Raw genomic sequence first — 17,851 nt, 5'->3', positions numbered from 1 at the left:
CCCTCGCACCGCGCCAAACTCACTCAAGCCAACCGAAAGGCCTTGACTCGCAAATCCCCATATGAGGGTGGGCAAAGCGTAGCGTGCCCACCTTGTTTCAGCAAACGCGAGAGAAGAGGTGGGCACGGCGCAAGTGCGCCTTTGCCCACCCTACGATAGCTGAACGTGTGGCCTAAACCGCCGTCGCCTTGGCGAACTCCACGTAGATCTCGCGAAGGCGCGTCGCCATCGGACCGGGCTTGCCGTCGCCGATCGTCTTGCCGTCGATTGCGACCACCGGCTGCACGAACGACGAGGCCGACGTGATGAACGCTTCCTTGGCGGCGAGCGCCTCGGCAACCGTGAAGGACCGCTCCTCGACGCGGAGCTGGCGCTCCTCGGCAAGCGCTATCACGGCCTTGCGGGTGCAGCCCGGCAAGATCGCGTTGGAGTTCTTGCGGGTGACGATGACGTCGTCCTTGGTCAGGATGAACGCCGAGGACGAGCCGCCCTCGGTCACGTAGCCGTCCTGCAGCATCCAGGCTTCCCCCGCACCGGCTTCGGCTGCGGCCTGCTTCGCCAGCACTTGCGCCAGCAGCGCCACGCTCTTGATGTCGCGGCGCTCCCAGCGGATGTCGGGTACCGTGATGACATTGATGCCGGTCTTTGCCACGGGGGTGTTGATGATGTCCTTCTCCGAGGTGAACATCACCAGGCTCGACTTGACGTCAGCCTTGGGGAACGGGAAGTCGCGCCCCTTGTCGGCGCCGCGCGTGACCTGGAGGTAGACGAGGCCGTTCACGAGCTTGTTGCGCGCGATCAGCTCCTTCTGCAGCTCGGTGATGCGCTCGATCGTCTCCGGGAGCTTCAGCTTGATCTCGCCGACGGACCGCTCAAGCCGCGCCAGATGCGAGGCGTTGTCGACCAGCTTGCCGTCCAGCACCGCCGAGACCTCGTAGATGCCGTCGGCAAACAGGAAGCCGCGATCGAGCACCGAGATTTTGGCTTCCGAGAGCGGGACGAATGAGCCGTTGACGTAGGCGAGCGGGTCCAAGGCGGATCTCCTGGGAGGGAAAAGGGGGATTGGCCATCGGTATAGGAGATTTGGCGGGGCCGATAAACCCTCGATCTGTCATTCCGGGGCATTCGCAAAGCGAATGAGCCCGGAATCCATCTCACCTCGCGTCCTGTCGCACAATGGATTCCGGGCCCGCGCCAAGAGGCGCGTCCCGGAATGACGGCGGTGGCTAATGCGACAGAATCTTCGACAAGAACTTCTGCGCGCGGTCGCTGCGGGGCTTACCGAAGAAATCGTCCTTTGCCGCGTCCTCGACGATCTCGCCGCGATCCATGAAGATCACGCGGTTGGCGACCTTGCGGGCGAAGCCCATTTCGTGGGTCACGACCATCATGGTCATGCCTTCGCGGGCGAGATCGACCATGACGTCGAGAACTTCGCTGACCATTTCCGGATCGAGCGCCGAGGTCGGCTCGTCGAACAGCATCACGATCGGATCCATCGCGAGTGCGCGCGCGATGGCGACGCGCTGCTGCTGGCCGCCGGAGAGCTGCGCCGGGAATTTCTGCGCCTGCTCCTTCAACCCGACGCGCTCCAGCAGTTGCATGCCCTTCGTCACCGCCTTGTCGTGCGACCGGCCGAGCACCTTCTCCTGCGCGAGGCAGAGATTGTCGATGATCTTGAGGTGCGGGAACAGCTCGAAGTGCTGGAACACCATGCCGACGCGCGACCGCAGCTTCGGCAGGTTGGTCTTGGGATCGTTGACCTTGGTGCCGTCGACCAGGATGTCACCGCTCTGGAACGGCTCCAGCGCATTGACGCATTTGATCAGCGTCGACTTGCCCGATCCGGAGGGGCCGCAGACCACGACCACCTCGCCCTTGGTGACGCTGGTGGTGCAGTCGGTCAGCACCTGGAAACTCGGGCTGTACCATTTGTTGACGTGGCTGATTTCGATCATGACCGACACGCTCTATCGAATGATGGCGATGCGCGCCTGGAGGCGGCGGACGCCGAAGGACGCGATACAGGAAATGGTGAAGTAGACGACTGCTGCGAACAGATACATTTCGACGAGGCGCCCGTCGCGCTGCGCCACCTTGCTCGCCGCTCCCAGGAAGTCCGTGATCGACAGGACGTAGACCAGCGAGGTGTCCTGGAACAGCACGATGGTCTGCGTGATCAGGACCGGCAGCATGTTGCGGAAGGCCTGCGGCAGCACGACGTAGCGCATGGTCTGCGCGTAGGTCAGCCCCAGCGCGCTGGCTGCGGCCGGCTGGCCGCGCGAGATCGACTGGATGCCCGCACGCATGATCTCGGAGAAGTACGCCGCCTCGAACATGATGAAGGTGATGAGCGAGGATGCGAACGCGCCGACGCTGATCGGACGCGAGGCGCCGGTCAGCCACTGCCCAATATAGGGCACCAGGAAGTAGAACCAGAAGATCACCAGCACCAGCGGCAGCGAGCGCATGAAGTCGACATAGACGCCGGCGATCCGGCCGAGCAGCTTGAGGCCGGAGAGGCGCATCAGGGCGAGCGCCGTGCCGAAGACCAGGCCGCCGAGCGCCGCGAGCGCCGTCAGCGTCAGCGTGAACGTCATGCCCTCGTAGAACAGATAGGGCAGCGCGCGGCGGATGACGTCGAAATCGAAATTTCCGAGCATCGCTTATTTCCCCGTGATGTAGCCGGGAATCGCGACCCAGCGCTCAAGGAAGCGCATCGCGGTCACGACGACGGCGTTGACGAGGAGATAGAGGATGGTCGCGGCCGTGAAGGCCTCGAACACCTGGAACGAGAACTCCTGCATCGAGCGCGCCTGTCCGGTCAGCTCGAGCAGGCCGATGGTGATGGCGACCGCGGTGTTCTTGATGGTGTTGAGGAACTCCGAGGTCAGCGGCGGCAGGATGATGCGGAACGCCATCGGCAGCAGCACGTAGCGATAGCCCTGCACGGTGGTCAGGCCCAGCGCGGTCGCCGCCATCTTCTGCCCGCGCGGCAGCGAACCAATGCCGGCCTGCAATTGTACGGCGACGCGGGCCGACATGAACAAGCCGACGCCGATTGCAGCCGTCCAGAACGGCGCGTTCGGCATTTGCTTCAGCCACAGGCCCGCGGCCTTGGGCAGGATTTCCGGCAGCACGAAGAACCACAGGAACAGCTGCACCAGGAGCGGCATGTTGCGGAAGAATTCGACGTAGGCGAAGCCGAACCAGGCGGCCCCCTTCGACGGCAGCGTGCGCATGACGCCGACGATCGAGCCGGTGATCAGCGCGATGACCCAGGCCAGCGCCGCGGTCTTGAGGGTCAGCGCCAGGCCCGACAGCAGCATGTCGAGATAGGTGCCGGTCCCCATCGGGTTCGGCTGGAAAAAGATTCCCCAGTTCCAGTTGTAGTTCACGTGTCCCCCGCGCGAACGCGCCAGTCATGGATGTCCTGAGCGCCTATGCAAATGTCCGGCCACCCTGGAGTCAAGAGTGGCCGGACATGATCCCGATCGAAAAGATCGAGGTTGTAGCTTACTTGTAGTCGTCCGGGTTCGGCGAGTCCGTCGGCTTGGCGAACTCGTTCTTCAGCTCGGCCGAGATCGGCGTGTTGAGGTTCAGGCCCTTCGGCGGGACCTTGCTCATGAACCACTTGTCGTAGATCTTCTGGGCCTCGCCCGAGGTGTAGAGCGCGGCGGTCGCAGCATCCACCACCTTCTTGAAGGCGGGGTCGTCCTTGCGCAGCATGATGCCGTAGGGCTCGGGCTTGGAGAACGCGTCCTTGGAGACGACGTAGTCACCCGGTGACTTCGAGCCGGCGACGAGGCTCGCGAGCAGGATGTCGTCCATGACGAAAGCGACCGCGCGGTCGGTCTCGACCATCAGGAAGGCTTCGGCGTGGTCCTTGGCCGGGATGATGTTGGCGCCGAGGCTTTTCGCGACGTTGGCCTCGGTAAGCTGCTTGATGTTGGTGGTGCCGGCGGTCGAGACCACGGTCTTGCCCTTGAGGTCGTCGATCGACTTCAGGCCGCTCGACTTCTTGAACACGTAGCGGCTGGCGGTCAGGAAGTGGGTATTGGTGAAAGCGACCTGCTTCTGGCGCTCGGCATTGTTCGTGGTCGAGCCGCATTCGAGGTCGATGGTGCCGTTGGCCATCAGCGGGATGCGGGTTGCCGAGGTCACCGGGTTGAGCTTGACCTCGAGCTTGTCGAGCTTGAGCTCCTTCTTCACGGCGTCGACGATCTTGTAGCAGATGTCCATCGCGAACCCGATGGGCTTCTGGTTGTCGTCGAGATAGGAGAACGGGATCGAGGAGTCGCGGAAGCCCAGCGTGATCGCGCCGGTGTCCTTGATGTTCTTCAGCGTGCCGGTCAGCTCCTGGGCCCCGGCCTGGCTGACGACGAAGGTCGCGGCGAGCGCGAGCCCGATGTGGCGGAAATGTTTCACTTTTCTCTTCCCCTTTCGGATGATGCGGCCCGGATGCAAGCACAAATCGAGCCGGATTAGAATGTAACTTTCGGCGGGATCAACGGCTCAGGTTAACGGCGCCGGCAACTCGCCGAGATCCCAGAACAGCCCGGCCATCACCGTCAAGGCCTCTTCGGTCAATGGCAGCAGGATGTGCTCATTGGGCGCATGCTGGGAGCAGCCGGGATAGGAGTGCGGGACCCAGATCGTCGGCAGGCCCAAAATCTCGGAAAACACGTCGTTCGGCAGCGAGCCGCCGAAATTCGGCAGCACGGCCGGCGCCTTGCCGGTGGTCTCCGTCACCGAATCCGCCGCCCATTTGATCCAGGGACTGTCGAAATCGGTGCGTGAGGCGGCAAAGCTCTGGGCCGCCCTGACCTCGACCATGGGAAAACCCTTCTGGACCAGATGCGCGCGGATCGCCTCGATCAGCCCGTCAATTTTGGTGCCGACCACGAAACGCAGTTGCAGCACGGCATTGGCGTGGCCGGGAATGGCGTTCGCCGGCTTCTCGATATTGCCGGAGGACATCGCCAGCACTTCCAGCGTATTCCAGGCGTAGAGCCGTTCGGCGGCGGACAGCCCCTCCTCGCCCCAATTCTCGGCCAGCGCCGGCTCGTCCGCGGTCGGCACCACCTGCACGTCGGCGAGATAGGAGCGGATCTGATTGGTGAGCCGCGGCGGCTTCAGGGCGTCGAGCTGAAGGCGGCCGTGGCCATCGACCAACGTCGAGATTGCATTGACCAGGATGGTCGCGGGGTTGGCGAGCACGCCACCCCAATTGCCGGAATGGTGGCCGCCGTCGCGCAAGTTCACGTCGAGATGGATGCGGATGCCGCCACGGCAGCCAAGAAAGAGCGTCGGCCGGTCGGCGGACAGGCGCGGCCCGTCGGAAGCCACGAACAGGTCGGCCTTGAGCGCGTCGCGATGGAGATCGCAGACCTTGCCGAGATCGGGCGAGCCGATCTCCTCGCCCATCTCGATGATGAACTTGGCATTGAAACCGAGCTTGCCGCCGCGGGCCTCGCGCACCGCGCGCAGCGCCGCCATGTTGATACTGTGCTGGCCCTTGTTGTCGGCGGTGCCGCGGCCATAGAGGCGCGTCCCCGCAACCGTCGTGCACCAGGGATCGCGCCCCTCGCGCCACTCGCCTTCCATGCCGTCGACGACGTCGCCATGGCCGTAGACCAGCACGGTCGGCGCGGACGCGCTCTCGTGATGCTCGGCGAACAGGAACGGCGCCTTGCCGCTCGGGGATTCGACGATGCGGCTGGTGAAGTCGAGCGCCGCGAAGGCGGGTTGCATCTCCTGTTCCAGATAGGCGCGCAGCTCGGCGCCGCGCGACGGATTCTGGCTCTCGGTCTTGTAGGCGACGCGGCGGTCGAGTTCAGCGAGGAACGCACCGGATTTGAAGTCATCCCGGGCGCGGGTGATGGCGTCGGCTCTGGTCATTGCTTTCGTTTTCAAGGTTTCGACGCGGGCGAACGTAGCGGGCTACATAGGCCGTCGAAAGTGGCGGGGGCTTGGACAGTTCTTGTAGTTTCTCTTGCGATTTCGTTCTTGCTCGCTTGAGATTGGCTTGCCAAGCGCAGCGGCGCCGCTGAATCTGGTCTTGCCAATACCCAAGCCTTTCTATCTTGGTCCTTGCCAAGGGCCAATTATATGCAAGAACTTCGCCAAGTTGGGGCGCACATCTATCATTCGAAGAGCGCTCAGTACAGGGCGCCGAGGGACCAGCATGGCCAAAGAGATCAGGCTCAACGCCTTTGCGATGAATTGCGTCGCACACCAGTCACCGGGCCTCTGGACCCATCCGCGCGACCGCACCGCCGAGTATAACCGCCTGCCCTACTGGATCGATCTCGCCAAGACATTGGAGCGTGGCCGTTTCGACGGGCTGTTCCTGGCCGACGTGCTCGGCGTCTATGACGTCTATGGCAACAGCCCTGACGCAGCCTTGCGCAATGCAGCACAGACGCCGTCGAACGAGCCGCTGCTGCTGCTCTCGGCGATGGCCGCGGTGACGCAAAATCTCGGTTTCGGCGTCACCAGCAATCTGTCCTTCGAGCCGCCCTACCCGTTCGCACGGCGGATGTCGACGCTGGACCACCTCACCGAGGGGCGGATCGGCTGGAACGTCGTCACCGGCTATCTCGACAGCGCCGCACGCGGTGCCGGCAAGGACAAGCAGACCGGACATGACGACCGCTACGACATCGCCGACGAATATATGGAGGTCGTCTACAAGCTCTGGGAAGGCAGCTGGGAGGACGACGCCGTGCTGCGCGACCGGGCACGAGGCATCTTCACCGATCCCACAAAAGTTCATCGTGTCAATCATGAGGGTGCGAACTACCGCATCAACAACACCATCCATCTCAGCGAGCCGTCGCCGCAGCGCACGCCCGTGCTGTACCAGGCCGGCACCTCGCCGCGCGGCCGGCAATTCGCGGCCAAGCACGCCGAATGCGTGTTCATGTCGGGGCCGTCGGCCAAGGTGATCGCGCCGCGCGTCTCCGCGATCCGCCAGGAGGCTGCCGCGCTCGGCCGCAACCCGGCCGAGATCCTGATGTTCTCGATGATGACGATCATCCTCGGACGGACCGAAGCCGAGGCGAAGGAGAAATACGCCGACTATCGCCGCCATATCAGCCCCGAAGGGGCGCTGGCGCTGATGTCGGGATGGACCGGCGTCGACTTCTCCGGCTACGACCTCGACCAGCAGGTCCGTCACGTCCAGAACGACGCCGGCCGCAGCGCGATGGACAACGTCACCCGTGCCGATCCTGATCGCATCTGGACCGTGCGCGACGTCATCGAGCATGTCGGCATCGGCGGCGCCGGCCCGGTCGTGATCGGCACGCCCGAGATGGTCGCAGACAAGATCGAGCAATGGTTCGAAGCGACGGACGTCGACGGCCTCAACGTTGCCTTCGCGATCTCGCCCGGCGATTTCGAAGATATCGCCGACATGCTGGTGCCGGAGCTGACGCGGCGGGGACGGTACAAGAGCGAGTATGCGAAGGGTACGCTGCGGGAGAAGCTGTTCGGTGGGGGGCGTGCAAGGCTCGATGCGCCGCATCCGGCGGCGGCGTATCGCGTGGGGAGGAAGGGGTAGGCGGAAAATCGCGCCACAGCCAGGCTGTCGTCCCCGCGAAGGCGGGGACCCATAACCACAGGGAGTGGTTTGGCGAAGACTCGGGAGTTCGGTACGCCTACCAGCCGCAGTCGATAGATCACGCGGTATGGGTCCCCGCCTTCGCGGGGACGACAGCGGGGCTACACCTTCCCGTCCACCATCACCTCGATCAGCTTCGTCCCCGGCCGGCCAAACGCCGACGCCAGCGTCGCCTTCAGCTCGCGGGGATCGCTGATCCTGATCGCCTCGCAGCCGAGCGCCTTGGCGACGCCGGCGAAATCCACGGGCGGATCGACGAAATCCATTCCGACGTAATTGTCATCGCCGTGGAAGGCGAGCAGGCGCTGCTTGATGATGCGATAGCCGCCATTGTTGACGATGACGACGTTGAGCGGCAGCTTGTGATGCGCCGCGGTCCACAGCGACTGGATCGAATACATCGCGCTGCCATCGCCTGAGAAGCAGACGACGGGACGATCCGGATTGGCAATGCTGGCGCCGACGGAGGCCGGCAGGCCCCAGCCGATGCCGCCGGATGCAAGGCCGTGGTAGCCGTAGCGGTCGCGGTGCGGCCGCAGCGCCGTGACCTGGCGGCTGGAGGTGAGACCTTCATCGACGAGGATCGCATGGTCGGGCATGGCCTCGACCATTTGCAGCACCAGGAAATCCGGATCGATCGGCGCGCGGCCAGCACTCTTGCCGATCTGCTCGACCAGCGCGGCGCGGCGCGCAGTCCAGTTCTTGGGCGCGAGTTCGGCGAGACGCTGCTTCGCGCGGCTCGCGAGTGTCGCGCCGCCCATCTCCTTCAGCACCGGGATCAGCGCGCGCAGCGTTTCCTTCAAATCAGCTTTCAACGCGATCTCGGCGCCGTAGTTCTTGGCGATCTCCCAATCGACGAGACCGACCTGCACGATGCCGAGTCCGTCAGGCAGCGCATCGACCTCGCTATAGACCGACATCCGCAGGGGATCGCCGCCCAGCGCGATCAGGAGATCGTAAGGTGCGAGGGTATCGTGGGCGGCCTTCTGCACGCGCGCGAGCGTGCCGATGAAGCTCGGACTCTCCGAGAGGAAGTGCGCGCCATAGGGTGTCGAGGATTGATAGGCGGCCGCGCCGAGCAGCTCGGCCAACTCAGCCGCCTCCTTCAGAGCATCGCTCTTGACCACCTCGTCCATGGTGACGATCACGGGACGTTCGGACCTAAGCAGCCGTGCGGCAAAGATCTTCAACGCCTCGTCCGACGGTCTTGTGCGGGCATCGATGCGAGTGGAGCGGCCGAGGTCGATGCCGGCCTCGCTGTTGAGGATGTCGCCCGGCAGCGAGATGAACACCGGTCCGGTCGGCGGCGTCATCGCCACCTTGGCGGCGCGACGCACGATGCGCGGCAGGTCCTCCAGCCGCGTCACCTCGACCGCCCATTTCACCAGCGGCTCGGCCATGCGCACCAGCGGACCATAGAGCACCGGCTCCATCAGGCCGTGGCCCTGCTCCTGCTGGCCCGCGGTCAGGATCATCGGCGTGCCCGTGAACTGGGCGTTGTAGAGCGAGCCCATGGCGTTGCCGAGACCGGGCGCAACATGGACGTTGCAGGCGACGAGCTTGCCCGAGGCGCGGCTGTAGCCGTCGGCAATCGCGACCACCAGGCTCTCCTGCATCGCCATCACATAGGTGAGGTCAGGATGGTCCTTCAGCGCATGCATGATCGGCAGCTCGGTGGTTCCAGGGTTGCCGAACAGGTGCGTGATGCCCTCGTCCTTGAGCAACGCGAGAAAGGCGGAGCGGCCGGCGATCTTGTTCTTCATGTTTCCTCCAGGAGCGGACGTTGCCGCAAGGACCGAAGGCATGATGGCCGAAGTCTTGCGAGGCGCGCAAGGAAGCGCGGTCATGGCTGCGTTGCACGCGGCGAGGCAAACTGCGCTCTCGTGTCCCGGACGCGGCGCAAAGTGCAACGTTGCGACGCTGAGCCGGGACCCAGATTCGCGCCGAACTCGCTGCTACATGGGCCCCGGCTCAGCAGCGCACCGCCGCACCGGACGATGCTTCGCATCGCCGGGGAGGCGCTGCGCTGCGTCCGGGGCACGAGAGCAGCTTATGCCGCGCTACATCTCCTCCCGCCCTAGCTCGAATGGATCCTCGCCGCCCGCGCGCTTCTTCTTTTTCGAGCGCTGCCACACCACGCCCGGAAACCCCTTCAACGGCACCAGGGGTTCGCCGGTATAGGCCCATTCCTGCAGCTCCTCGATCGCGATGTGATAGAGCGGCTGACGGCCGGTGCGCTCGTTGAACAGCGCGCGAGGAATGTTGACCATGTGCGGTCCGCGCGGACGTTCGTACATGATCGGCGTACCGCAATGCGAGCAGAAGCTGCGGGCGGTCTTCGTGGCCTTGTCCTCGAAACGGGTCAGCTCACTCTTGCCGGAGGTGATGCGAAAGCGCTTCTTCCAGCTGCCGATATAGGTCGCGTAAGCCGCGCCGTGGGCGCGGCGGCTACTGGCAGAATGATCATGCCAGGCCCAGCGCGCGGGAACATCGATCTCGAAGGTGACCTTGCCGCAGAGGCACCGGCCCGTGGCGATCCCTGCGGCGGCTGCGGCTTTGGCCATGGTAGGTCCCTCCGTCGTCATTGCGAGGAGCGACCATACACGATTGTCATTCCGGGGCGCGACGAAGTCGCGAGCTACGATGCGCAATTGCGCATCTGAGAATCCATCAAGCGGCAAGCCAGGACGTGAAATGGATTCCGGGTTCGATGCTCCGCATCGCCCCGGAATGACGGAGCAAGCTACGCCGGCGTCAGCTCGTCATACACCGGATAATCCGTGTACCCCTTCTCCTCGCCGCCATAGAACGTCGCGCGGTTGTACGGCGTGATCGGATAGTCGTGCTCCAGGCGCCGCGGCAGGTCGGGGTTGGAGATGAAGATGCGGCCGAAGGCGATGATGTCGGCGTGGCCCTCATCGATCGCAGCGTTCGCGGTCTCGCCGGTAAAGCCGCCGGCGGTCATCAGCACGCCGCTGTAAAGCGGACGGAACAGCACCATGGCAGAGGGCACGTTCTCCCAGTGGACATCGACCCGGCCGGCGCCGCTGGAGCGCGGCTCGATGAAGTGGAGATAGGCGAGACCGAGCTTGTCGAGCGCCTTCACGACGAAGGTGTAGAGCGGCATCGGATCGGGCTCGCCGGAATCATTGGCGATGCCGTGCGGCGACAGCCGGACGGCGACGCGGTTCGCGCCCCAGACATCGATCGCGGCCTGCGTGACCTCCAGCAGCAGTCGTGTGCGGTTCTCGATGGAGCCGCCATACTGATCAGTGCGGTGATTGCTGCGCGATTGCAGGAACTGCTCGAGCAGATAGCCGTTGGCGCCGTGGATCTCGACGCCGTCGAAGCCGGCGGCGAGCGCATTCTTGGCGCCTTGCCGGAACGCCTCGACGATGTCCTTGACCTCCTCGGTCTCCAGCGCGCGCGGCGTCTCGTAATCGGCGATCTTGCCGTCGGCCGTCATCGCCTTCATGCCTTCGGCCTTGATCGGGATCGCCGAAGCCGAAACCGGCAGCGCACCGCCGTGGAAAGAAGAATGCGAGACGCGGCCGACATGCCAGAGCTGGAGGAAGATGATGCCACCCTTGGCATGGACGGAATCGACCACCTTGCGCCAGCCCGCGATCTGCGCCTCCGAATAGATGCCTGGTGTCGCCGGGTTGCCGCGGCCGTGCGAGAGCACCGGCGAGGCTTCGGCAACGATCAGGCCGCCTTTCGTCGCGCGCTGGCCGTAATATTCAGCATTGAGCGGTCGCGGCGAAAAGCTCTCGCGCTCGGCCCGCATGCGCGTGAGCGGCGCCATCGCGACGCGATGCGCAAGCTTGTACGGACCGACCTGCAGCGGCTTGAACAATGCTTCGAATTTCATGTGGTCCCCGGATGTCGATGAAAGGATATGGATCATATAGCGAGGGGCGGCACCGGAAAAGGCGCCGCCCCCCAAGCAGATATTCTCTCTCACGGAACGCGAGAGAGCACGTCTTACGCCGTCTTGACCCAGACGGCCTTCACGTTGAGATATTCCTCGACATGCTGCTTGCCGGATTCGCGGCCGTAGCCGCTCATCTTGTAGCCGCCGAACGGCACGGCCGGATCCATCGCCTGGTAGCAGTTGACCCACACGGAGCCGGCACGCAGCGACTTCGCCACCGCATGGGCCTTGCTGACATCGCGCGTCCACAAGCCGGAGCCGAGGCCGAAAGTGGTGTTGTTGGCGCGCTTGACCAGCTCGTCCATGTCCTTGAACGCGATCGCGGAGATGACCGGGCCGAAAATCTCCTCCTGCGCGATGCGCATGTTGTCCTGGACGCCCGCGAACACCGTCGGTGAGACGAAGAAGCCCTTTGACAATGCGCCCTCGGTGACGCGTCCGCCGCCGGCGAGCGCCCGCGCGCCTTCCTTCTGACCGATATCGAGATAGCCGGTGACGCGTTCGAGCTGCTGCTCGGAGACCAGCGGGCCGATCTGCACATTGGGATCGAGACCGTTGCCGACCTGCAGCTTCTTGCCGAACTCGGCGACGCGGCCGACGAACTCGTCATAGATCGACTGCTCGACGAACAGGCGCGTGCCGGCGCTGCAGATCTGCCCCGAATTGGCGAACACCGCCATCGCCGCGCCCGGCACCGCCGCGTCGAGATCGGCATCCGCGAACACGATGTCCGGCGACTTGCCGCCGAGCTCGAGCGAGACGCGCTTGAGGTTGCTGGCCGAGGCGCGGATGATCGATTGTCCCGTGACATGCGAGCCGGTGAAGGCGACCTTGTCGACGTCGTGGTGGGAGGCGAGCGCCGCGCCCGCGGTCTCGCCGTAGCCGGGAACGACATTGATGACGCCGGGCGGCACGCCCGCTTCCATCGCGAGCTCGGCGATGCGCAGCGAGGTTAGCGGCGCTTCTTCCGCCGGTTTGAGCACCACCGTGCAGCCGGTCGCGATCGCCGGGCCGATCTTCCAGATCGTCGCAGTGAGCGGGCCATTCCAGGGAATGATGGCGCCGACGACGCCGACAGGCTCCTTCAGCGTATAGGAAAAGATCTCGCCGGGCAGCGAGTTCTCGATGGTCTCGCCGTGGATGGCCGTGGTCTGGCCGGCGTAATAGCGCAGCATGCCGACGGCGCGCAGGCGATAGGCGCGGGTGCGGCTGAGAGGCGCGCCCATGTCGAGCGTGTCGAGCTGCGACAATTCGTCGAAGTTCTTCTCGACGAGGTCGGCGAGCCTCAAGAGCAGGTTCTGCCGCTCGAACGGCTTAATTTTGCTCCAGGGTCCTTCGAAGGCGCGACGGGCGGCGGCAACCGCACGATCGATGTCCTCCTTGTCACCCTCGGCAACGGTTGCGAGCAGCTCGCCCGTGGCGGGATTGCGGGTCTCGAAGCGCTTGCCTGAGGCTGCATCGACCCACTTCCCGTCGATCAGCATCTGCTTGTAGGACCCGTTTGCGAACGGATGGCGCGTGATCGGAATAGCCTGCGACACAGCCATGGCTGCACTCCCTGTCAGGTGATTGATTGGTTCGATCTGGGCGGGATCGTTCGATCGAGGATACAGCCGTGCCGGATAGGCGTAAAGGCAGCGCAGAACGAAGACCTCCCATGCCGACTTGTGCAGGGTCGCACTGCTGCCATGCTATAGCTCGACGAGAGCCGTCCACGGAGACATTCCATGCCACATCCCGCCATCGTCAAAGACAATGTTGCCGTGATCACAGGTGGCGCGTCCGGCATCGGATTTGCCGCCGCCACCGCCTTTGCCCGCGCTGGAATGAAGGTGTGTATCGCGGATGTCGACGAGACACGGTTGGCAGAAGCTGCAACAAAACTGTCATCCGTCACGATTGCCACAGACGTGATGACCATGGCCGTCGATGTCAGCCAGGTCGAGAGCGTGATGGAACTGGAGCGCGCGGTGCGCGAGCGGTTCGGCAGCACCGACATCCTCATGAACAATGCCGGCATCCAGCCGGGCAGCACGTTGTTCGGCGAGCCCGACAATTGGCAGCGCATCATCGCCGTCAACATGTGGGGCATCATCAACGGCTCGCGCATCTTCGCGCCGAGCATGATCGTACGCGGCAAATGCGGCCTGATCATCAACACCGGCTCCAAGCAGGGCATCACCACGCCGCCGGGCGATCCCGCCTACAATGTCTCGAAGGCCGGCGTGAAAGCGTTCACCGAGGCGCTCCAACACGAGCTGCGCAACAGGAAGGACTGCCACGTCACGGCACATCTGTTGATCCCGGGCTTCGTCTTCACCGGCCTGACTGCGAAGGGACGCACCGAGAAGCCGGCCGGCGCCTGGACGCCGGAGCAAACGGTCGATTTCATGCTGGCGCGGCTGGAGGCCGGCGACTTCTATATTCTGTGCCCGGACAATGACGTGCCGCGCGCCCTCGACGAGAAGCGCATGCTCTGGGCCGCCGGCGACATCGTCGAGAACCGTCCGCCGCTGTCGCGCTGGCATCCGGACTACGCGGATGCGTTCAAGAGGTATGTGGAGGGAGAGTAAGCTTGCACCGCTCGCTCACTCCCTCGCCCCGTTCTTACGGGGAGAGGTGGAGAAGCCTACAACGTCTCTTGCTTATGCCCGCAGTTCTTGCACGCAAACTTGACGCGGGTCTGGCCCTTTTCCGCCTGCACCCGGTTCGGCGCGCCGCATTTGCCGCAGACGGCCTCGATGCGGGTCGTGCCCTGCTTGACGACGATGGTCTTCTTTTCCATCGATTCGCGGATCAGGCGTTCGGCCTCCTCGCGCAGGGACTGTTTCGACAAAGCTCATCTCCGCCTCTGGAAAGCGCGAGAGCCATATCGCACCTGCATTCGAAGCACAATGCGTGATGAGGATCGCGGGCCCATCAAGACGTCGTTCCGGATAACTGCCGGACGTGAGAGCCGCGGAGCGTGTGCTCCGCAACTCCCGGTCGCGGCCGGTCGTGCTCAGGCTGCCTTGGAAACCTCCATCAGCAGCCGCTCGGCCTTGGCGTCCTCGATGCGGTTCACCAGCCGGCTGCTCTCGTGATTGTCGCGCACGGTCTTGGTCAGGGTGATGCAGGTCTGGATCAACATGACGATGCCCATGGTGAGATAGCCTTTCATCCAGAGGTCGATCGGCAGGAAGAAGACGCCGACGGCCACGAGGAACGCGGAGGCTGCGAAGGACACGTAAGTAAAGGTCACCCAGGCGCTGCTGTGGGGCTGGCCGTTCTGGTTCATGATGGTCTCCTGTTGGTTCGAATGACGTTTGGGTGTGAGATCAGGCCGCCGGCGTATGCTTGGATTTCAATCGCGCCAGCACATCGTCCGCAGTCGTCTTCAGCCGCGGGCCAAAGCCCTGCTCGGCGAGTCTCTCGGCGGTGGCGAGCGGACCGGTGGCCGCATCGAGCTCGACCAGCGCATCGTCGGCGGCCTGGGCCTCCATCTGCCGCTCGCGCAGCCGCCGCAAGGTGCTCTCCGCCTCCGGCAGCGTGGATTCGTAAGGACGTGCCGCCTCGATGCCGCTGCGGCGAAGCGAGCGCACCGCCTCCGAGGCTCGGGCGAGGCGACGGCCGCGATCGAGCTCGGTGATACGCGCCTGCGCGCTCGCGACGTGCCGCTTCAGCCGCGCGATCTCGGTCGCGAACAAGGCGCGAGCCGTCATCGCCGCATCGCGATCGGCCTCCAAGCCGGCGATGGCTTCGGCGGCGTCCCTGGCAAGATCCTCACGGCCGCCTTCGAGCGCGGCAACCGCGCGGGTCTCGAGATCGGCGATGCGGGCGACGGTCGCCTCGAGCTTGCGGCCCTCCTGCTGGTCCTGCGCGATCGCCAGCGCCAGCGTGCGCTTGCTGCGCTCGACGGCCGCGGCCGCATCGCGCATCTGCTGGTCGAGGATCAGAAGGGCGGTGCGGTCTTCCAGTTCCTCGCCCGCAGCGGCCACGCTGCCGCGGAAGAGGGTCACTACGGTCTTGAACATTGTCTGCTCCCTGGTTTATGAGCATTGCTCACAATGCTTTGTAGCAGCGATCTTGAACATCGTTCAATAAATATTTGAGCGACGCTCAAGAATTTGGTCGAGAATGACTAAGGCCCTGGAGCGTCGAGAGAAATTACGGGTCGACCTGATCCAGGCGGCCGAGCAGATGATCGCTGAGCGGGGGTTGGCGGGTCTGAAGACCCGCGATTTGGCCCGCGAGATCGGCTGCGCCAATGGCGCGGTCTACAATCTCGTCGCTGACGTGGACGAACTCGTCCTGCGCGTCGGCTCGCGCACGCTGCTTCGCCTCGATGAGGCGCTCAGCGCGGCGGAAGGCGCGGGCGCCCCGTCGCCACAGGCGACGCTGATCCGCATCGCGATTGCCTATTGCGATTTCGCCGCCGAAAATCTCGAGCTCTGGCGCGCGCTGTTCGAGCACCGCATGGCGGCCGACAAGCCCCTCCCCGATTGGTCCATCAACGACCAGCTGCAGCTGTTCCGCCACATCTACCAGCCGCTGGCCGCGCTGTTTCCAGAGCGCAGCCCGGAGGAACTCGGCATCACGGCGCGCAGCCTGTTCTCGGCCGTGCATGGGATGGTGGCGCTGGGACTGGAGCAGAAGCTGGTTGCCGTGCCGCTGCCGGCACTGCGCAAGGAGATCGCAAACCTCGTGCACGCGATGATCGACGGACTGATCGGGCGCGCGGAGCAAAAAGGATCGGCGGCGGCTGACTAACATTTCGCCTGTCGCGTCGCGAGTGGTGCGCTTAGCTTTCGGGCCGTCCCTCACCGTTCCCCGGAGCCTCTCATGCCCCTCCTCATCCGCGGCGGCACCGTCGTCAATCACGATCATTCGCGCCGCGCGGACGTGCTGATCGACGGCGAGACCATCGTCGCGGTGGGCGCATCGATCGAGGCGCCGGCAGGTACCGAGATCGTCGATGCCGGCGGCGCCTACGTCATCCCGGGCGGCATCGATCCGCACACCCATCTCGAAATGCCGTTCATGGGCACCGTCACCGCCGACGATTTCGAATCGGGAACCAAGGCGGCGCTGAGCGGCGGCACCACCATGGTGGTGGATTTCTGCCTGCCCGATCCAGGCCAGTCGATGCTGGCAGCCTATCAGGAGTGGCGGCACAAATCCGAGAAGGCGGCCAGCGACTACGGCTTCCACATGGCGGTGACGTCGTGGTCGAAGCAGATCTATGACGAGATGGAGACCGTGGTCAAAACCTACGGCATCAACACCTTCAAGCACTTCATGGCCTACAAGGGCGCGCTGATGGTGAACGATGACGAGCTCTACAACTCGTTCGCACGCTGCGCCCATCTCGGCGCGATGCCGGTGGTGCACGCCGAGAACGGCGACGTCGTTGCCCTGATGCAAGAGGCCCTGATCGCGCGCGGCATCACCGGCCCCGAGGGCCACGCCTATTCACGGCCGCCGGAGGTCGAGGGCGAAGCCACCAACCGCGCCATCATGATCGCCGACATGACGGGCACGCCGGTCTACATCGTGCACACCAGCTGCCGCGAGGCGCATGAGGCGATCGCCCGCGCGCGGGCTGCGGGAAAGCGGGTCTATGGCGAGCCGCTGATCCAGCATCTGCTGCTCGATGCCGGCGAATACCAGGACAAGGACTGGGATCATTCCGCACAGCGCGTGATGTCGCCGCCGTTCCGCGACAAGTCGCATCAGGATAGTCTTTGGGCCGGCCTGCAAGCCGGCTCGCTCCAGGTGGTCGCGACCGACCACTGCGCTTTCACCACGGAGCAGAAGCGGTTCGGCCTCGACGACTTCAGGAAGATCCCGAACGGCACCGGCGGCCTCGAAGACCGCCTTGCGCTATTGTGGACTGCGGGCGTCGCCACGGGGAGGCTGACGAAGGAAGAATTCGTCGCGGTGACGTCGGCGAACATCGCCCGCATCCTCAACATCTATCCGCGCAAGGGCGCGGTCGCCGTCGGCTCGGACGCCGACATCGTGGTGTGGGATCCGAAGGCGACGAAGACCATCAGCGCCAAGCGGCAGATGAGCAAGATCGATTACAACGTGTTCGAAGGCTTTGCCTGCACGGGCGGACCGGCCGCGACGCTGTCGCGCGGCCGTATCGTCTGGAAGAATGGTGACCTGCGCGCCGAGGCCGGCGATGGCCGCTACGTCGAACGTCCCGCCTTCTCGCCGGTGCATGTGGCGAATTCGACCTGGAAGGAGCTGACCGCCCCGCGCGCGGTCGCACGTGGCGCAGTGACGCCGTAGCGCGTTCGGGTGCT

Annotated in this window: 17 protein-coding genes; 4 read left to right on the top strand and 13 right to left on the bottom strand. The window is 64.5% G+C overall.

Features of this window, described 5'->3' with window-relative positions:
- Positions 1–172: 172 nt before the first annotated feature.
- The 6 genes from JQ566_RS28335 to JQ566_RS28310 all read right to left on the bottom strand — a co-directional run bounded on the left by JQ566_RS28335 (position 173) and on the right by JQ566_RS28310 (position 5,901).
- The gene (locus JQ566_RS28335; protein WP_212378527.1) at positions 173–1,033 is read right to left on the bottom strand and encodes a D-amino-acid transaminase; all 861 of its coding nucleotides are present in this window, start codon (positions 1,031–1,033) and stop codon (positions 173–175) included.
- 193 nt (positions 1,034–1,226) lie between these two features.
- Entirely contained in the window at positions 1,227–1,958 is a 732-nt protein-coding gene (locus tag JQ566_RS28330; protein WP_212378525.1) for an amino acid ABC transporter ATP-binding protein, read from the bottom strand.
- 12 nt (positions 1,959–1,970) lie between these two features.
- Positions 1,971–2,663 carry an amino acid ABC transporter permease gene (locus JQ566_RS28325; RefSeq protein WP_212378523.1) on the bottom strand — a complete coding sequence of 231 codons (693 nt, stop codon included), beginning with the start codon at positions 2,661–2,663 and terminating at the stop codon, positions 1,971–1,973.
- A gap of 3 nt (positions 2,664–2,666) precedes the next feature.
- Complete coding sequence (locus JQ566_RS28320) at positions 2,667–3,398, bottom strand: amino acid ABC transporter permease (protein WP_212378521.1); 732 nt, start codon at positions 3,396–3,398, stop codon at positions 2,667–2,669.
- Between the two features lie 118 nt (positions 3,399–3,516).
- Positions 3,517–4,428, bottom strand: coding sequence for an amino acid ABC transporter substrate-binding protein (locus JQ566_RS28315; protein WP_212378519.1), 912 nt, complete (start codon positions 4,426–4,428; stop codon positions 3,517–3,519).
- 87 nt (positions 4,429–4,515) lie between these two features.
- Entirely contained in the window at positions 4,516–5,901 is a 1,386-nt protein-coding gene (locus JQ566_RS28310; RefSeq protein ID WP_212378517.1) for a M20 family metallopeptidase, read from the bottom strand.
- Positions 5,902–6,187: 286 nt separating this feature from the next.
- On the opposite strand from JQ566_RS28310, the gene JQ566_RS28305 reads away from it, so the two are divergent.
- Positions 6,188–7,567 (top strand): LLM class flavin-dependent oxidoreductase, encoded by a 1,380-nt coding sequence (locus tag JQ566_RS28305; RefSeq protein WP_212378515.1) that lies wholly within the window; start codon positions 6,188–6,190, stop codon positions 7,565–7,567.
- 161 nt (positions 7,568–7,728) lie between these two features.
- On the opposite strand, the gene JQ566_RS28300 is transcribed toward JQ566_RS28305, so the two are convergent.
- From JQ566_RS28300 to JQ566_RS28285, 4 genes are all read right to left on the bottom strand, one after another.
- Positions 7,729–9,390 (bottom strand): thiamine pyrophosphate-binding protein, encoded by a 1,662-nt coding sequence (locus tag JQ566_RS28300; protein WP_212378513.1) that lies wholly within the window; start codon positions 9,388–9,390, stop codon positions 7,729–7,731.
- A gap of 297 nt (positions 9,391–9,687) precedes the next feature.
- Positions 9,688–10,191: a GFA family protein gene (locus JQ566_RS28295; RefSeq protein ID WP_212378512.1), complete on the bottom strand. Its 504-nt coding sequence runs from the start codon at positions 10,189–10,191 to the stop codon at positions 9,688–9,690.
- A 179-nt stretch (positions 10,192–10,370) separates the two neighbouring features.
- A complete protein-coding gene (locus JQ566_RS28290; RefSeq protein WP_212378510.1) occupies positions 10,371–11,498 on the bottom strand; it encodes an alkene reductase in 1,128 nt (375 codons plus the stop codon).
- 113 nt (positions 11,499–11,611) lie between these two features.
- The gene (locus JQ566_RS28285; protein ID WP_212378508.1) at positions 11,612–13,108 is read right to left on the bottom strand and encodes an aldehyde dehydrogenase family protein; all 1,497 of its coding nucleotides are present in this window, start codon (positions 13,106–13,108) and stop codon (positions 11,612–11,614) included.
- Positions 13,109–13,288: 180 nt separating this feature from the next.
- On the opposite strand from JQ566_RS28285, the gene JQ566_RS28280 reads away from it, so the two are divergent.
- The gene (locus tag JQ566_RS28280) at positions 13,289–14,134 is read left to right on the top strand and encodes an SDR family NAD(P)-dependent oxidoreductase (protein WP_212378506.1); all 846 of its coding nucleotides are present in this window, start codon (positions 13,289–13,291) and stop codon (positions 14,132–14,134) included.
- Between the two features lie 56 nt (positions 14,135–14,190).
- Here JQ566_RS28280 and JQ566_RS28275 read toward each other — a convergent pair whose 3' ends face one another.
- From JQ566_RS28275 to JQ566_RS28265, 3 genes are all read right to left on the bottom strand, one after another.
- On the bottom strand, positions 14,191–14,397 hold the full coding sequence (locus JQ566_RS28275; protein ID WP_025033895.1) for a hypothetical protein: 207 nt from the start codon (positions 14,395–14,397) through the stop codon (positions 14,191–14,193).
- Between the two features lie 165 nt (positions 14,398–14,562).
- A complete protein-coding gene (locus JQ566_RS28270) occupies positions 14,563–14,838 on the bottom strand; it encodes a YiaA/YiaB family inner membrane protein (RefSeq protein ID WP_027573528.1) in 276 nt (91 codons plus the stop codon).
- A gap of 40 nt (positions 14,839–14,878) precedes the next feature.
- Positions 14,879–15,574: a PspA/IM30 family protein gene (locus JQ566_RS28265; protein WP_212378504.1), complete on the bottom strand. Its 696-nt coding sequence runs from the start codon at positions 15,572–15,574 to the stop codon at positions 14,879–14,881.
- 103 nt (positions 15,575–15,677) lie between these two features.
- Between JQ566_RS28265 and JQ566_RS28260 the strand changes: the two genes are divergently transcribed.
- Both JQ566_RS28260 and hydA read left to right on the top strand, forming a co-directional pair.
- Positions 15,678–16,310, top strand: coding sequence for a TetR/AcrR family transcriptional regulator (locus JQ566_RS28260; RefSeq protein WP_212378502.1), 633 nt, complete (start codon positions 15,678–15,680; stop codon positions 16,308–16,310).
- Between the two features lie 72 nt (positions 16,311–16,382).
- Positions 16,383–17,837: a dihydropyrimidinase gene (gene hydA, locus JQ566_RS28255; RefSeq protein WP_212378500.1), complete on the top strand. Its 1,455-nt coding sequence runs from the start codon at positions 16,383–16,385 to the stop codon at positions 17,835–17,837.
- Positions 17,838–17,851 lie beyond the last annotated feature (14 nt).

Origin of the sequence: Bradyrhizobium sp. SZCCT0231, assembly GCF_018130245.1 — a bacterium.
Taxonomy (GTDB): Bacteria; Pseudomonadota; Alphaproteobacteria; order Rhizobiales; family Xanthobacteraceae; genus Bradyrhizobium; species Bradyrhizobium japonicum_F.
This window is presented reverse-complemented; position numbering and strand designations above follow the sequence as displayed.

What these genes read in the sequence shown, in the direction of transcription:
- JQ566_RS28330 (WP_212378525.1), bottom strand. Translation starts at nt 1,958, where the DNA reads ATGATCGAAATCAGCCACGTCAACAAATGGTACAGCCCGAGTTTCCAG.
- JQ566_RS28285 (WP_212378508.1), bottom strand. Translation starts at nt 13,108, where the DNA reads ATGGCTGTGTCGCAGGCTATTCCGATCACGCGCCATCCGTTCGCAAAC.
- JQ566_RS28290 (WP_212378510.1), bottom strand. Translation starts at nt 11,498, where the DNA reads ATGAAATTCGAAGCATTGTTCAAGCCGCTGCAGGTCGGTCCGTACAAG.
- JQ566_RS28280 (WP_212378506.1), top strand. Translation starts at nt 13,289, where the DNA reads ATGCCACATCCCGCCATCGTCAAAGACAATGTTGCCGTGATCACAGGT.
- JQ566_RS28270 (WP_027573528.1), bottom strand. Translation starts at nt 14,838, where the DNA reads ATGAACCAGAACGGCCAGCCCCACAGCAGCGCCTGGGTGACCTTTACT.
- JQ566_RS28325 (WP_212378523.1), bottom strand. Translation starts at nt 2,663, where the DNA reads ATGCTCGGAAATTTCGATTTCGACGTCATCCGCCGCGCGCTGCCCTAT.
- JQ566_RS28310 (WP_212378517.1), bottom strand. Translation starts at nt 5,901, where the DNA reads ATGACCAGAGCCGACGCCATCACCCGCGCCCGGGATGACTTCAAATCC.
- JQ566_RS28265 (WP_212378504.1), bottom strand. Translation starts at nt 15,574, where the DNA reads ATGTTCAAGACCGTAGTGACCCTCTTCCGCGGCAGCGTGGCCGCTGCG.
- JQ566_RS28260 (WP_212378502.1), top strand. Translation starts at nt 15,678, where the DNA reads ATGACTAAGGCCCTGGAGCGTCGAGAGAAATTACGGGTCGACCTGATC.
- JQ566_RS28295 (WP_212378512.1), bottom strand. Translation starts at nt 10,191, where the DNA reads ATGGCCAAAGCCGCAGCCGCCGCAGGGATCGCCACGGGCCGGTGCCTC.
- JQ566_RS28305 (WP_212378515.1), top strand. Translation starts at nt 6,188, where the DNA reads ATGGCCAAAGAGATCAGGCTCAACGCCTTTGCGATGAATTGCGTCGCA.
- hydA (WP_212378500.1), top strand. Translation starts at nt 16,383, where the DNA reads ATGCCCCTCCTCATCCGCGGCGGCACCGTCGTCAATCACGATCATTCG.
- JQ566_RS28300 (WP_212378513.1), bottom strand. Translation starts at nt 9,390, where the DNA reads ATGAAGAACAAGATCGCCGGCCGCTCCGCCTTTCTCGCGTTGCTCAAG.